A 14,727-nucleotide genomic window follows, 5' to 3' on the forward strand; every position below is an offset into this window, starting at 1 on the left:
GGGAGGAGTAGATGGCCGACACCATGATCATACCGATCGCCGCGGTTATTGCAACGCACAAATTTTATCTCGCGACTGCGAAATGATGCCTGATCCGCTTAGCCCATCCTGAAAAAGTGCGATCAGGCTGCGGCTTTCTTGCGGGCACGCTTGGCAGGTGCCGGCGTTTCCGGTTCCTTCGGCTTGCGGCCCAGACCCATCGTCTTGGCCAATGCCGAGCGCGCCGCAGCGTAATTCGGCGCCACCATGGGATAGTCCGCCGGCAGCCCCCATTTCGCGCGATATTCGTCGGGCGTGAGGCCATAATGGGTGGCCAGGTGACGCTTGAGCGACTTGAACTTCTTACCGTCCTCAAGGCTGAAAATGTAATCGGGTGTAACCGATTTTCTGATCGGTACGGCAGGCTTGAGAGCTTCTGACTTTTCTGGTGCGGCACCACCAGCAGTGCCTTTCAATGCGATGTGTATCTGGCCGATAAGCCCAGGCAGTTCACCGACGGGAACCGGATTGTTCGAAACATAGGCTGAGACGACATGGGCGGTGAGTTCGATGAGGTTGTCGGCTTTGCTCTCGGTTTCGTCGGTCATGAAAACGCTCCTGCGGTATTAGCGTAGCCGGGTAAGAATCATCTCGTAGCTTAATAGTGACGACCGCGTTTGATGGCAACCAAAGCCATTGCATGATGTGTTGGCGGATCGCTGCACGCCCGGTCGCCGTCGCGGATCTTCCTCTTGAACCGTCATCGCCCTGACAACACATTGTGTCAGGGTCGCCTCGCGTCGATGCGGCGCCTCTTCACACAAATTGGCTATTTGGAAGGTTGGAGGAACGAATGAACGCTGAGGCTTTCAGCAGCCCGCTTTTCGTGAGGCGCGCAACGCACATCATCCAAGAGATCGCCGGCCTTGCGGATGCAATCGATTTTCTCAATGAATGGCCGGAAGATCGCAGAGACATGATCCACGAAGCCGCCCTGAGGGCATGCTACGATGCATACGATGGGCGCAAGCCGGTAAGCACGGCGCGCAATGCCTTTTTTGGCTTTGCGAAGCGGGTCGCCATATTGGAAGATCCAACCTCCGCGATGCAGTGGATCGCCGCCTGCAGATCGGGCAGTGGAAAAGTGCAGGTGTAGACTTCAACGACGTGTTTGAGACTGGCGCGAGCCGCGTCGAATCGTGCAGTATGCACAGGTTTCACGGTTAGACCACGCGAATGAGAAGCAGTTCCTCACCACCAACTGCAAAACCGCAGATCGCACGCAAGCTGACCATGCCAGACGCAGCTCATGGCGATCGCTTGCCCGCCAATGGCCAGGCTCATTGGCGCGATGCAGCGGTCGCGTTCGGCTGAGTAAAGAAAATGCGGCCCGCGCTGTTTGCCGAGTAGTGGCTGTGGAGGAGGGGATGACCGGGTTGATCAGATTTGAGAGGCCAGTCGTAGTTCAGCTTAGCCGCCGCGGCTCGGAGCGTGTCGTGTTCGACGTCAACGACGCGGCCGCTATCTTGCTGCGGGATCTGCATCATGAGACCGATAAACGCAGGATAGCGATGGACACCTGTCTGCAGGTGTTACGCGGTAAGACCCATCCACCAGCTGCTCGACGAGCTTTCGTCGCGGCCGCGCTCGAAGCACGCATTCTACGCGGCGATTGAGATTTAGGACGCCGCTCATGAATTTCGGCCATCTGCGCATCGCAATTGGGCGCGGTCCGAACACCCCTGCCGGCTCCGCCAGGAGCAAGCCAACACCGCACTTTCCGCGGCGGCTTTCCTGGTCCGGCGCCGTATGTTGACCATCAAAACATAAGGGGTCCGCCAGCCAGCTGCGGCCGCTCGGCTTCGCCGTCGCGGTGATGGTGATTGCAGCCAGAGGCAGACGGAGCCATCGAGCGGGAATTGGCCCGCTGCAGATGGCAGAGCGTCGATGCCGCTTCAGCAGTCTCCGGAAGTGCCGTTTGAACCTTCCCCCAGCCCTGCATCCGGTCTTCCGGAACGCGCTCCGGGACCGGGGTGCGTGATCGCCGATGTTTCTCCCCATGGTCGGCACCGGGGTTTCGGCGATCAAGGTTGGGAGACGATAGTGATACTGGATTATCCCAATACGGAATAATCCGAAACTGGCTGGCGGTGAGCCGCCTCGTTTCTGGCCGGCTCATTTGAGGCCAAGCCTCCTTCGATCGCCAGCCAACGGCGGCGTCTGGAAAGCTGACTTCGACGCGCCGTAACAAGGGCCGCGGCCAGGCCAAGCTTGCCGAGGCGCTTCGTCACCGGCAGCACGATTTTTTGGGTGCGCCGGATAGACTCCCCTCGGTCGCGCGGGTGTGGCGTTGCCGCTCACCGCCGGCGAGGGGCACCGAGCCCTACGCGGTCTGCGCTTTTTCCCGAATTGCGCGTGCTGCAGCCACCATGTTCATCAGGGCAGGGCGGACCTCCTCCCATCTGCGCGTTTTGAGACCGCAGTCGGGATTCACCCACAGTTGGCCATCCGACAATCGCTCGCGCGCAAGCATGATGAGGTTGGAAATCTCGCCCACTTCCGGGACCCTCGGCGAGTGAATGTCATAGACGCCAGGACCGATCTCGTTCGGATACTTGAAGGTTCGAAGCGTATCGAGCAGTTCCATCTGCGAGCGCGAGGTTTCAATGGAGATCACATCGGCATCCATTGCGGCAATCGCGTCCACGATATCGCCGAACTCGGAGTAGCACATATGGGTGTGGATCTGGGTCGCATCGCCGACGGCCGTTGAAGCCAGCCGGAAGCATTCGACGGCCCAGTCGAGATAGGCCTGCCACTCGGCCTCGCGCAGCGGCAAGCCCTCGCGCAGTGCGGCTTCGTCGATCTGGATCATCCTGGCGCCGGCCTTTTCGAGGTCGCTCACTTCATCGCGAATGGCGAGCGCGACTTGGCGGCAGACGGCTGAGCGCGGAAGGTCGTCTCGGACGAAGGACCAGTTGAGGATCGTCACCGGGCCGGTAAGCATGCCCTTCACCGGCTTTGGCGTCAGCGACTGGGCGTATCGCCACCAGTGTAGTGTCATCGGATTTTGTCGCGACACATCGCCAATGATGATCGGGGGTCGCACAAAGCGCGAGCCATAGCTCTGCACCCACCCATGCTGCGTGAAGGCAAAGCCGCGGAGCTGCTCGGCGAAATACTGCACCATATCGTTGCGCTCGAATTCGCCGTGGACCAGCACGTCGAGTCCGATCTCTTCTTGCCAGCGAACGGCGGCTTCTATCTCTCTTTTCAGGAAGGCCTCATAGTCGACGTAACTCAGCTCGCCCTTGGCATGGGCTGCCCGCGCCTTGCGAACCTCGGCTGTTTGCGGGAAGGAGCCGATCGTCGTGGTGGGGAAGGATGGCAAGCCAAACGTGTCGCCCTGAAGCTTGGAGCGCACGGCGAATGCGCTCTTCCGGCGCGTCATGGCGACCTTGATGCTGGCGACCCGACCTTCGACGAGCGGATCATGCACCTTAGCGGATGTCGCGCGAGCGGCGGCAGCCTCAGCCGACGCCTCTAGTTCGGCGGCGACCGCGTCCCGGCCTTCGGCCAGGGCACGGGCGAGCACGACCAGCTGGTCGGTTTTTTGCGCCGCGAAGGCGAGCCACGATTTCACGTCCGCATCGAGTGCCGTCTCCATGTCCAGGTCGATCGGCACATGCAGCATCGAGCAGGACGGGGCGATCTCCACGCGGTCCAGCGGCCAGCCGGCGACGATCGGCTTGATGCGGTCAAGTATGGCAGGCAGGTTCGCGCGCCAGACGTTGCGGCCGTCGATCAGCCCGAGCGAGAGCACAAGGTCCTTCCGCGCGAGCCGGCCGACGGTCTCCAACTGCTCTGGAGCGCGCACGAGATCGACGTGCAGTCCCGCCACGGGCAGAGAAATCGCGGTCTCGAGATTGTCTCCCAGCGATCCGAAATAGGTAGCGACCATGATCTTCAACTCCGGTGCTGCTTTTGACAGCCGGCAGTAGGCGAATTGGAGCGCATCCCGTTCGTTGGGAACCAGATCGACCACGAGCGCCGGCTCATCGATCTGCACCCAATCGGCTCCCGCGAGCTTCAGCCTCCGCAGGAGCTCCTCGTAGACGGGCAGCAGCCGTGGCAGGAGCGCGATAGGGTTGAAACCTTCCTCAGGTGACTTCGCCAACTTGAGAAAGGTAACCGGTCCAAGCAGGACCGGGCGCGTGTGGATGCCGAGCGCCTTGGCCTCGAGGAAATGATCGACCGGTTTCGCCGACGAGAGGGCAAAGCTCTGATCGTCCGTAAGTTCCGGCACAATGTAGTGATAGTTGGTGTCGAACCATTTGGTCATTTCCATCGCGGCAAGGCCATGCCCGTTGGCCGCATGCTCGTCACCGGCATGTCCACAATCAGCGGCCTGACCTTGGTTGCCGCGCGCCATGGCGAAATAGGTATCGAGTGGGACCTCGCCGTCAGTCCAGGTGTATCGTGCCGGCACGGCGCCGACCATGGCGACGGTGTCGAGCACATGGTCATAAAGCGAGAAATCGTTGGACGGGATTTTCGACACGCCGTGGTCGTGCTGCTCCCTCCAGCTGGCGGCGCGTAGCGCCTTCGCCGTCGTGAGCAGGTCGGCAGCGGGAGATTTTCCGGACCAGTAGCTTTCAAGCGCGAATTTGAGTTCCCGCCGTCGACCGATACGCGGCACGCCGAGCGTTGCCACTGGAATTTGTTGAGAGACAGTCATGCCATACCCCGATGGTTGGGGCGTGGGGACAAGGAACGCGCGAGCAGGCGGCACGAAGCCAGGCTACCGCGGCCACCGAGACACCCCGCCCGTGGACGTTGTTCGTCGTGGCAGGTCTCCTGGCTCGCGGGTCAAAGCCTCTGCCCGTCTTCCCGAGGCCGTTCGCCTCAGTGACACCAATGGGCTTGGCTCGCCGCTAACAGTTGCGGGGGCAGCGCCGGCATCGCACCGGCTTCCCTCTTAGCTCCGCTACAGCAGTGCCGCGCGGAGAACCACGACATGCGCACAATCACAGCAGCTTCGCTCCTTGTCAATACATATAACGAGATGTTTATGTGATGATGCGAATAATGCCCTTGCGCTGATCGGTCTCTTTCGCCCAAAGCCGCTTACGATGCCGCCTCTTATCAGTGCAGGCTCGGAGAGATCCTTGTCCCCATCGGCGACGCCGGATCAGATCGAGGTCGCCGGGCTCAAGGGCGTAAAGTCGGGCCAGGTCGTCACGGTCAGCCGGGAATCCCGGTAGTTGTTCCCCGCTCGGCTTTGCTCAGCGTGCTTGCGCATTCGCCATCAGCGCGCTGATGACCACGCCCGGTAGCGGAAAGGAGAGGTGGCGCTGCAGGTCGGCGGGTTGGGGCTGGGCCGTCAGCGTCTCGAACAACTGCGTGGCGATCGCCTCGACCTGCTGCGCGAGCAGCTTCACCCTGCGATTGCTGAAGGCCGGCGCCACGATCGTGCGTAACCGGGCATGCTCGCCCCCCTCGTGCGAGACCAGCCACCCCGGCGAACCGAGAATCACCGAATCCGGGGTGAATGCCGCACTCTCTAAGCGACGGAAGGGCGGAAGCTGACCGGCAGGCGCTGCGGGCAGCGAATGACGTAAGACGGCATGTAGACGACGTCCTCCGCGGCGATGGCCAGCGCCAGATCCTCCAGCCGCCCGAACAGCGCGGGGAAGGCGCAGCGCAATTCCAGGCGCGCCAGCGCAGCGCCCAGGCAGGAATGCGGCCCCTCGCCGAATGACAAATGCGGGTTGTGCCGCCGGGTGACATCGAACCTGTTGGCGCCGGGACCGAAGGCCTTTTCGTCCCGGTTCGCCGCGTGGAACGCCATCAGGACGGCATCGCCGCGGCGGACCAGGCATCCGTCGATCTCCACGTCCTGGGTGGCATAGCGGAACGGCAGATTGGCCGCTGAGCTGCCCCAGCGCAGGATCTCCTCGATCGCCTGTGACCACGGAACTTGGCCGCTGCGCACCAGGTGCAGTTGCTGCGGATGCGTCAGCAATGCCAGCACGCCATTGCCGATGACGCCGGCGGTGGTCACGAAGCCCGCAGAGAGCACCATGAACAGCATGTCGATGAGCTCGGTGTCGGAAACGAGCTCGCCTTTGTCACGCGCGACGATCAGGGCCGAAGCCAGATCATCGCCGAGCTGGCCCCGCTTGAGCGCGATCAGGCGACGGAAGAACTCCGGGATGCGCTGCCGCGTCTGTCGCACCTCTTCGCCTGTGGCGGAGGTGTTGGCCAGGCTGTAGGTGAGCGCGACGATCTCTTCGCGCTGTTCGTCCGGCAAACCGAACAGTTCGGCGATCACGTTGGTGGGCAGCGGAGCGGCGAACTCGCTCATCAGATCGGCACTGCCGCCGCGCTGCGCCATCTCGGCCAGGAGTCGATCGACGCATTGTTCGACCCGTGGCGCCAGCAAGGCGATACGACTGGGCGCGAAGCTGCTGGACAGCAGGCCGCGCAAGCGCCGGTGATCGGCGCCGTGCGCCGTGGTCATGTTGTCCACTTTGCATATCCCGATCAGCGGATGATCCTCGGGAATCTCGCCGTCCTGCAGCGCCCGCCACTGTCGCCAGTCCTTGTTGAAACGCTGGTCGGAAAGCATCTGCCTGAGCGTCTGGTGACGGGCTGCCGCCCAGGTCACCACATCGCCTGGCAGCGACACTCGCGCCATCCCCCCCCTGCCGCAGAATCGCAGAAGAAAGACGATCAAGTTGCGTGGGAGCGGCCGGCACACCGATCACGTCGCAATGATCGTTTTCTACGCGCATGCCAACAGCTCCTTTAAGAACCATCGCGGGTCCACTTCTCGGCACGGAAGATCCGCGCGCGGACTTCGAAAAGTGCCCCGTGCTTCGTCCTCAGAAGCGGTAGGTGAGACCTGCGCCTATCACCCAGGGATCGAGCTTGGCCTTGCCCGTGAGCTTGGCGCCGGCGACAGTGACGTCGAAGTCGGGCCTGAGGAAAAGCTTCTTCACGTCGAAGTTGACGCCCCAGTGCTCGTCCACCATGTAGTCGAATCCGACCTGCAGCGCGGCGCCGAATGTGTTCTTGACCTTGAGATAATCGGCGCTGCCGACTTGCTGATGATAGAAGATCGTATAGTTCACGCCGGCGCCGACGTAGGGCTTGAAGGCGTCGAAATCGGTAAAATGATACTGCAATGTGAGCGTGGGCGGCAGCAGCCAAACCTTGCCGACCTTGCCCAGCCCGCCGATCGCACCTTGGCCATCGATGTTGGCATAGGTGGTGCCGAGTATGAGTTCGGCGGCGATGTTGTCCGTGAAGAAATATGAGATATCGAGTTCCGGCGTCACGGTGTCCGAATACGAAAGACCGGAGCCGGGCACCGCATTGACATAGCCCGAATCCTCGGTGATCACCCCCAACGCACGCAGGCGGATCTGCCAGGGGCTTGGCGCTTCCGCGACGCAGGCTTCTGCCTGCGGGACGCTCGCGGCTTGCCCAACATCTGCCGCGCCGGCCTGTCCCGCAACGATGAGGACGACAGCCGCTGTCATTGCCCGCGCCACGCCAATTCGCGCTCTCGCCATACTTTTCTCTCCTTGATCTTCAGAAGCGACGCACTGCGCCTTGATTGAATCCTGCTCGCATCAATCGAGATTGACGGAGCGCTCATGCGGGATAGCCCCCGCATATGTCGTGCCAAATGAGAAAATCATTGGAAAACAATGCGGTCACTCCGATAGCGCTGTGTCTCATGTCCGACTTCGTCGAAGATCCGACAATGAGTGCAGCCGTAGCCGCCCCTGGTAGCCGTTCGTCAACATCGGCCGGCAGTTCGTTGGCACGCTCGTCCTCGGCTTCGAGTTGTGGCGTATTCTGCGTTCAGCGCCTTGATCGGCGCCTGCTGCTTCGCCGTCAGGCCGGGGAACGTTCCAGCCAGTTGGCGCAGTCCGTGGGCATGTCCGTAAGGCGTCTCGACCGCGACCGATATGGGCGGGAAATCCTTTGGCAGCATGCCAGCCGCCATCTGATCGGGCCATGTAGCGGATCGCGTTCAAGACCTCGCGCAGGTCCGTCACCACGCGCCACCCGGTCTTGGCCGCGCCCGGCAGGAACGGTTGTATCCGCGACCATTCCTCATGCGTCAGATCGGAGGGAATAGCGCTTGGTCTTCTTCTTGATATCGGCAACGGCCACGCGTCGCTCGGGTCCACATCCCAAGCTTGAAACACGATTAATCCCGCCAATCCGCTGCCCGCCCTGCAGCAGGCCCCTCTTCGGGCGGCAATTAATCCTGCTTCGGTTTGAAATTCGCGACGTGTGCACGATATCGTTGTGATGACCGACCTGGATTGATCATCAAGTGGCCGATACAGCCATCGAATGCGGCGAAAAGGCGCGTAGTCGTTCTGAACCCCCGGGCCGGCCGCCGCGCAATCGTGCGGTGATGAAGCACTCCGATGTCCTTGGCGGGCTCGATTACCTGGCGGCGGACTATCACCGGCAGGATTTCTCCAAGCATGTCCACAACGAGTATCTGATCGGGCTGATCGAGCGAGGCGTCCATGATGTTTGGTGCCGAGGTGAGGTTTGGCACGCCGGTAGCGGCACGGTCGCGACCTTCGCGCCCGGGGAACCGCATTTCGGGGGTGCTGGTGACGATCTTGGCTGGAGCCAGAAAATCTTCTACATGCCCGAAGGCCTTATCCGGCAAGTCCTTGAGGACAGCGGCCAAAACGAACCCGGAACGATCGACTTCAAAAGCCCGTTCCAGGAGAATGCCCCAGTTGCACACGGCCTCAGCGCGTTTTGGCGCCTGCTTGAACATGGGCATAGCTCGGCACTGGAGATCGAGGAGTATTTGATCCGTTTCCTTCCCCACGTCTTCGCAGAGGCCGGCGGATCGCGCGTTGCTGGGCCAAAATTCGTGCCACCGAGGTTCCGCGACGTGCGTGACTTCATCCATGCCCACTTTGACGAAGTCCTGCAGCTCGCCGCCCTGGCCGCCCTCGCCGGATGCTCCAAGGCGACGTTGATCGATGGCTTCAAGGCGCATTTCGGGTTGCCCCCCACCCGCTACCTGATCCAGGTCCGCATCGACGAGGCGCGACGGCTGCTGAGGCGAGGTCAGCAGGTCGCCGAGGTCGCCGTCGCGGTAGGGTTCGCGGACCAGAGCCACCTGACCCGGCACTTCAAGGCGGTGCTGGGGGTGACGCCGGCGCGTTACCTCTCGGTTTGAATATCGTTCAATAAAGCGCGCGGCGAACCGTCTAGCTTGGACGCTCAATGGATGAAACGAGCGTCAGACCATGAACGAAAGCAAGCAGACCCGCCCCCGCGACTTCACCAGCGACAACATCGCCGGCGTCTCCCCCGAGGTGATCGCAGCCATCACCGCGTGCGCGTCGGGTCAGGCGCTTCCCTACGGCAACGATGAGCTGACGCATACCGTCGAGCGCCAGCTCGCCGAGGTGTTCGAGCATGCGGTCGACGTGTTCCTCGTTTCGACGGGGTCGGCGGCAAACGCGCTGGCGCTCGCGGCGATTACGCCGCCATGGGGCAGCATCCTCTCGCACGCCGACGCACACATCAACCGGGACGAGTGCGGCGCGCCGGAGTTCTACACCGCCGGTGCGAAGTTGGTGCAGCTTCCAGGCGAGGCTGGCAAAATCGACATCGACGCCTTGGCGGCCAATGCAACGCGCATGGTGGGCGATATCCACTCGGTCCAGCCCTCCAGCGTCAGCATCACGCAGGCGACCGAGATGGGATCGGTCTACGCGCTCGACGAGATCAAGGCGATCGGACATATCTGCCGGTCAGCGAACCTGGCGCTCCACATGGACGGTGCTCGCTTCGCCAACGCCCTCGTCACTCTGCGCTGCTCGCCAGCCGAGATGACGTGGAAGGCCGGCGTCGACCTTGTGTCATTTGGCGCCACCAAGAATGGAACGTTTGGGGTCGATGCAGTCGTCTCGTTCCGCGGAGATCTCGCGAGCACGATAGCCTTTCGCCGAAAGCGTGCCGGCCAGTTGAGTTCCAAGATGCGCTTCATGGCGGCGCAAATGGACGGTTATCTGAGGGAAGGTGTCTGGCTTCGCAACGCGACCCATGCCAATTCGATGGCATCGGCGCTCGCGCGGGGGTTGGCCCTGGTGCCAGGCGTGAAAATCCAGCAGCGTCCCGAGGCCAACATCCTGTTCTGCAGACTTCCCATGTCCCTGATCCGGGGGCTGCTCGACATGGGATTCCGCTTCTACCATGATCGCTGGCAGACCGGGATCGTGAGGTTCGTCACCTCTTTCGCGACGACCGAGGCTGACGTGTCCGACTTGATCGGCGCGGCGACCAGCCTCTGCGCACCGGTCGGCTCGGCTGTTCCGGCTGGCGCCGAATGAGTGTGGCGCCGTCGGGCGCTCTCGCCGCCCGTCACGGATGTCCTCTTTGCTCGACTGCATTGTCCTAGCGTACTGGCCGCACGGGCATCTCAGGCTGTATCGTTTGTCCAGGCTCAGACCTGCAAATTCATCTTACCTCGGCAAGGGGCTTCACCGTGCAGTTGCGATGTGACCGGTTGATTTTCTGTAAGAAGCTCCTCTATCTGCGCAATTGAGCTAAAGTCATCCGGAACACTGCATGCCTGTAATATATATTTCGCATTCTTTTATCATATTTTTGATGAAAAATGCTGTTCACTCGTCCGAGTTACTTAAAAGAGTGAGTCGGATCTGCGTGGGGTGGCAGCATCAATCGGGATTTTGACCACTAGCAGGAGAAAATATGCCTTCCATATCTACGCGCCGCGCCAACGCAACGGACGCAGGGACGGTCGTCCGTTTTATTCACGCGCTACTCGATGAACTCACTGGCGGGAAAGCGCCCGCGCCCGACGACGTGAGACAAAGCGCGCAGATAATGCTTGCCGACGCTGGCGTGGTCGCAGTGATCGCAAGTGCAGATGACGAGCCGGTCGGCATCATGGTGCTGAATGAATGCACGGCGATCTATGCAGGAGGTAAGTTCGGCTATATTTCGGAGCTGTATGTTCGACCCGAAAAGCGCTCCAAAGGGATTGCCCCTCAACTGCTTGAGGTCGCCTCGCGGGAAGGCCGTGCGCGTGGTTGGAAGCGACTTGAGCTTGCAGCGCCCAGGCAACCAAAATGGAAGCGCACGCTCGATTTCTACCTGCGCAACGGGTTCGAGGAACTCGGCCCTCGGCTCTTTCGGATTATCTAGACTAGTGCGCGTCCATAAACGGCTGTTTTCCCGGAGTTTTCAGTGGTCTTTGGCCTGCTGAAGCGATGTTTTGGGGACGCGTGATGGTACAAGGGCATGGAGGTTGCGGCCGGGGGTCGATCTGGCGGCAATGGGGTCATAGGGGTATCGGCCGGCGCTCGCCGGCGTGCTCCTGAACGCAGCCCGATGACTGGGGGTCAGGTCGATCTGAGGCGGGTGAAGAGGGCGAGATTGTAAGCGACCACCGAGGACCAGACGTAAGCCTTGAAGTGGTTGAGCCCGCGCCAGGTGCAGCGGGCCAAGCCATAGGCGCGCTTCAGGCAGGAGATGCTGGCCTCGATACCAGCGCGGAAGTTGCGCAGCTTGCGATAGACCCAGCGGCTGCTGACCATGTCTTCGATCCTGAGGGCGCTCTTCTTGTGGAACGCCATATCGCGCACGCCCCAAGCCTTGGCCTGGCGCAGATTGGCGCGGCTGGCATAGCCGCCGTCGGCCGCCGCCTGACGCGGCGGCTCGCCGTAAAACGCGATGTGGCGCTCCAGCATTAGCAGCAGACGCTCGCTGTCGGCTGGGTTGCCCGCTTCGATGACGAGATCGAGGATCAGTCCGCTGCGACCGGTGGTCAGATTGATCTTGTGACCATAATCGACGTCGCGGCTGCCCTTGACGATGATATCGGCATGCGGCTCGAACAGGCTCACCAGCTTCTCGCCGGCCCCGTTTAAAGCGCCTGCCAGGACCCGCCGTTCGGTCTGGGTGATGATCCGCTCGATCAGCGGCCGGTAATGGCGGACTTGGGCCTGCCACAGTTCAATGGCCGGGCTCGCCGCCAGGGTCAGCTGCTCAGCCGCCTGCTGGAGATAGCCCAAGGTGGTGCGTGTGATCCTGAGCAGCTCGCGGTAGTGCTTCACCCGTTTCGGGCGGCCGCGGGTATATTCGATCGACCGGGACCGCTTCTTCGCCGCGCGGCAGTGATCGTGCCATGGGATGGCGCTGCCCAGTGCATCCGCGTGCTGCAACAGCCGCACCATCACCCGCACAGCGTCCCATAACAGGCTGCTGTCGCTCGGCTCGTGGACGAGTGCGGCGGTGACGGTGCTGTCCACGCGCACGACCTTGCCGCCTTCCAGCTTCTCTCGCCTGGCGCTTGCCAGCAGTACTTTGTTGATTTCTTCCCAGGTCGGCGCCTGGATCGCGCTGATCGTCTTGTGCAGGACTGATTTCTTTGGGCTCCACCCCCATGGCAGCCGGGCAAAAGCCCGGAACGAGGCGGAATCCTCCAAGTGAAAGGCCAGTTCCTGATAGCTTAGTTGGCGGTGCTGCTTGAGCAGCGCGCAGCGCAGCACAGCCTCCGCCGGCAGGCCCTCGCGGCCGGTCTCCTTGAGATCGTGCCGGCGCAGGTCCCGCGTCACCAGGCTCAGAAGCTCGCGATGCTCGTCCAGCCATTGCGACATGGCTTTCAATTCACAGCCGATCTCGTGTCCGGCGAAAAGATCAAATACACTGGATTGGACGGTGCGTTCTTGGCGCATTGTCGGCCCCGGCGGTGGCAGAAACGCTTTGGAATCAGTGGCTTGATCTCGAAGTGTATCTGAACCCGCCGGGCCTTGCCTACCCAAAATCAGGATTCATTCAATAATATCAGCAGCTTGCCGTTTATGGACGCGCACTAGACTAGAGAGTTTGCTATGGGCTGCTCAAAGCAACCTGCACGATCTCAGCGGATTGAGGTCCGGCGTGGTCGCTGCCTGCCGCTGCAATCGAACCAGCATCGTGATCGCAAATGTGTGCCTCGGATAATGCATGGGTTCCCGTCACGCCGGCTGCCCGGAACGCATCGGCACAAACCGCCGTCAATCGGGTCACGCTAACAGCGTTTCCTTGAGTGTTGAGGAACAGAGCCGAGGGCGGCGATTTTGCCAACCTACAGGGGCGCTGCATAGACGACCGCACGTGACGTGCACCCGGTTACGCTGCGTATAACCAAATGGCGGATCATTCCCATGAGGGTAGTCCTATGAAATTGTACGCGAAAGTCTTTGGTGGAGCGGCAGCGTTGCTCGCTGCCTGGCCGGCGATGGCCAGCGACGCGGTGGCGAGCGAACCGGCGCCCTACAATCCCAATTTCTCTTTCGTTGGCGGCGTCGGCGTCATCGACATCCAGGCCAACGAGCTGGTCTATCAGGCTCCCGGCAGCGGCTCGAAGCTGAGCCACCTTATCTGGGAAGGCACCTCTGCGGTCATTTCAGCCGAGATGACGGCGCGCAGCGAGGCCGGCTGGACCGCCAAGCTTTCCAGCCAGATCGCCTTCAGCGGCGACAGCTACATGGAAGACTATGACTGGAACCCGTCATTCTCGACCAATGATGGCTGGAACGACTGGAGCAACCGTTCGCGCCATTCCGACACCGATCTTGATTACTTCTATTCGGCAACCGTCGCGCTCGGCCACGATTTCCAGTTCAGCGACCAGCTGCTGATCAACGTCAACGGTGGTTTCAAGTACACCTCGGTCAAGTGGACTGCCTATGGCGGCTCCTATGTCTACAGCGTTGCCGGCTTCCGGGATTCGGTTGGCGACTTCCCAGGAGACGCAAAGGCCATCAGCTACCAGCAGAAATTGCCGGTCGCCTTCGCCGGCATCGATGCGACCTATGTCCAGGATCGCTGGAACTTCGGCTTTGCGCTGAAGGGCGGCACGACCTTCTCGGCCGGCGCTACCGATCATCACTGGATGCGTGACCTGCGCTTCGAGGATGATTTCGAATCGGCGCCGGTTCTGATGGTCGGCGGCAGCGTCGGCTACCAGTACAACGAGCGGACCAGCTTCTTCGTCTCCGGTTCCTACGTAAAGGTGTTCACCGCTCGCGGCGACTACAACACCTATGACATTGCGACCGGCGGCGTGACTGGCGGCGAAGACGACTGGATCGGCGGCGATTTTGCCGCGGCGACAGTGATGGTCGGCATCAAGACCTCGTTCTGATTGAACGAGTGCGACCGGAACGCCAAACCGATGTCCGCACGGCGCAGAAATCTGATGCGCCCGCGTGCCTGACGGCGCGTGCCGGGTGCTCGTGAACCGAGCCCGCTTTTTCTTCGCCAGGCTCAGGCGGTCTCGGCCATCCGGCTTCGCCCCCTGGCGCGGGCAGCCTGTCGGCTGCTGACGGATTTGTGTGGTCGCCCTGACAGCAGTTTCGATCCGTCGGACCGCATCTCGCAGCTGGTCTGCTCCGGCTGCGAGGCGAAGCGGGGAAAACCCGGTTTCCAACGAAGGCAGCGATCCTTACGGGCATCTGTCAGATCCGCCGTTTTCAAAGCCACGGCAGGTAGGTCCTCGAGGGTTTACTGATCGACTCGACCGTTTGGCCGCTGATGGGCCGCTATCTGCGGCGCGTTCAGGCCTCCCGACAAGGCAAAATACGGCTACCGAATCCCACAGCTCTCAACAGTTCGTCCGCTTCAAAGAGCGCAACGATCGACTGAGCGGCTGGAATGCGGGGCATTGCTTTCCGGCAG

Annotated in this window: 11 protein-coding genes, 1 pseudogene and 1 riboswitch; of the genes and pseudogenes, 6 read left to right on the forward strand and 6 right to left on the reverse strand. The window is 61.6% G+C overall.

Translation table 11 applies throughout. From position 1 onward, the window contains the following. Window positions 1-122: 122 nt before the first annotated feature. Window positions 123-587: a Ros/MucR family transcriptional regulator gene (locus tag Amn_RS05975; RefSeq protein WP_286295157.1), complete on the reverse strand. Its 465-nt coding sequence runs from the start codon at window positions 585-587 to the stop codon at window positions 123-125. Window positions 588-832: 245 nt separating this feature from the next. Between Amn_RS05975 and Amn_RS05980 the strand changes: the two genes are divergently transcribed. Together Amn_RS05980 and Amn_RS05985 are read left to right on the forward strand one after the other, a co-directional pair. After that, window positions 833-1,135, forward strand: coding sequence for a DUF982 domain-containing protein (locus Amn_RS05980; protein WP_202324084.1), 303 nt, complete (start codon window positions 833-835; stop codon window positions 1,133-1,135). Between the two features lie 340 nt (window positions 1,136-1,475). Then, a complete protein-coding gene (locus Amn_RS05985) occupies window positions 1,476-1,655 on the forward strand; it encodes a DUF982 domain-containing protein (RefSeq protein WP_244441075.1) in 180 nt (59 codons plus the stop codon). 707 nt (window positions 1,656-2,362) lie between these two features. Here Amn_RS05985 and metE read toward each other — a convergent pair. The 4 genes and pseudogenes from metE to Amn_RS06005 all read right to left on the reverse strand — a co-directional run bounded on the left by metE (window position 2,363) and on the right by Amn_RS06005 (window position 7,559). After that, entirely contained in the window at window positions 2,363-4,693 is a 2,331-nt protein-coding gene (gene metE, locus Amn_RS05990; RefSeq protein ID WP_286295158.1) for a 5-methyltetrahydropteroyltriglutamate--homocysteine S-methyltransferase, read from the reverse strand. A 116-nt stretch (window positions 4,694-4,809) separates the two neighbouring features. Further along, a riboswitch (cobalamin riboswitch) is annotated at window positions 4,810-5,009 on the reverse strand. Between the two features lie 276 nt (window positions 5,010-5,285). Continuing rightward, a pseudogene (locus Amn_RS05995) lies at window positions 5,286-5,576 on the reverse strand (cytochrome P450); the annotation flags it as partial. Further along, entirely contained in the window at window positions 5,543-6,670 is a 1,128-nt protein-coding gene (locus Amn_RS06000; protein WP_286295159.1) for a cytochrome P450 family protein, read from the reverse strand. The gene Amn_RS06000 and the pseudogene Amn_RS05995, both read right to left, overlap by 34 nt. A 196-nt stretch (window positions 6,671-6,866) precedes the next feature. Then, entirely contained in the window at window positions 6,867-7,559 is a 693-nt protein-coding gene (locus Amn_RS06005; protein ID WP_286295160.1) for an OmpW/AlkL family protein, read from the reverse strand. A 776-nt stretch (window positions 7,560-8,335) separates the two neighbouring features. Here Amn_RS06005 and Amn_RS06015 point away from each other — a divergent pair. The 3 genes from Amn_RS06015 to Amn_RS06025 all read left to right on the forward strand — a co-directional run bounded on the left by Amn_RS06015 (window position 8,336) and on the right by Amn_RS06025 (window position 11,208). Continuing rightward, window positions 8,336-9,211 carry an AraC family transcriptional regulator gene (locus Amn_RS06015; protein ID WP_286295161.1) on the forward strand — a complete coding sequence of 292 codons (876 nt, stop codon included), beginning with the start codon at window positions 8,336-8,338 and terminating at the stop codon, window positions 9,209-9,211. 70 nt (window positions 9,212-9,281) lie between these two features. Beyond that, window positions 9,282-10,370: a threonine aldolase family protein gene (locus Amn_RS06020; protein ID WP_286295162.1), complete on the forward strand. Its 1,089-nt coding sequence runs from the start codon at window positions 9,282-9,284 to the stop codon at window positions 10,368-10,370. 382 nt (window positions 10,371-10,752) lie between these two features. Continuing rightward, window positions 10,753-11,208: a GNAT family N-acetyltransferase gene (locus Amn_RS06025; RefSeq protein WP_069091152.1), complete on the forward strand. Its 456-nt coding sequence runs from the start codon at window positions 10,753-10,755 to the stop codon at window positions 11,206-11,208. Between the two features lie 197 nt (window positions 11,209-11,405). Here Amn_RS06025 and Amn_RS06030 read toward each other — a convergent pair whose 3' ends face one another. Continuing rightward, window positions 11,406-12,740: an ISNCY family transposase gene (locus Amn_RS06030; protein WP_286295163.1), complete on the reverse strand. Its 1,335-nt coding sequence runs from the start codon at window positions 12,738-12,740 to the stop codon at window positions 11,406-11,408. Window positions 12,741-13,225: 485 nt separating this feature from the next. Here Amn_RS06030 and Amn_RS06035 point away from each other — a divergent pair, with 485 nt between their 5' ends. Next, window positions 13,226-14,194 carry an omptin family outer membrane protease gene (locus tag Amn_RS06035; RefSeq protein WP_286295164.1) on the forward strand — a complete coding sequence of 323 codons (969 nt, stop codon included), beginning with the start codon at window positions 13,226-13,228 and terminating at the stop codon, window positions 14,192-14,194. Window positions 14,195-14,727: the final 533 nt, after the last annotated feature.

Origin of the sequence: Aminobacter sp. Y103A (assembly GCF_030294925.1) — a bacterium.
Lineage (GTDB): Bacteria > Pseudomonadota > Alphaproteobacteria > Rhizobiales > Rhizobiaceae > Aminobacter > Aminobacter ciceronei.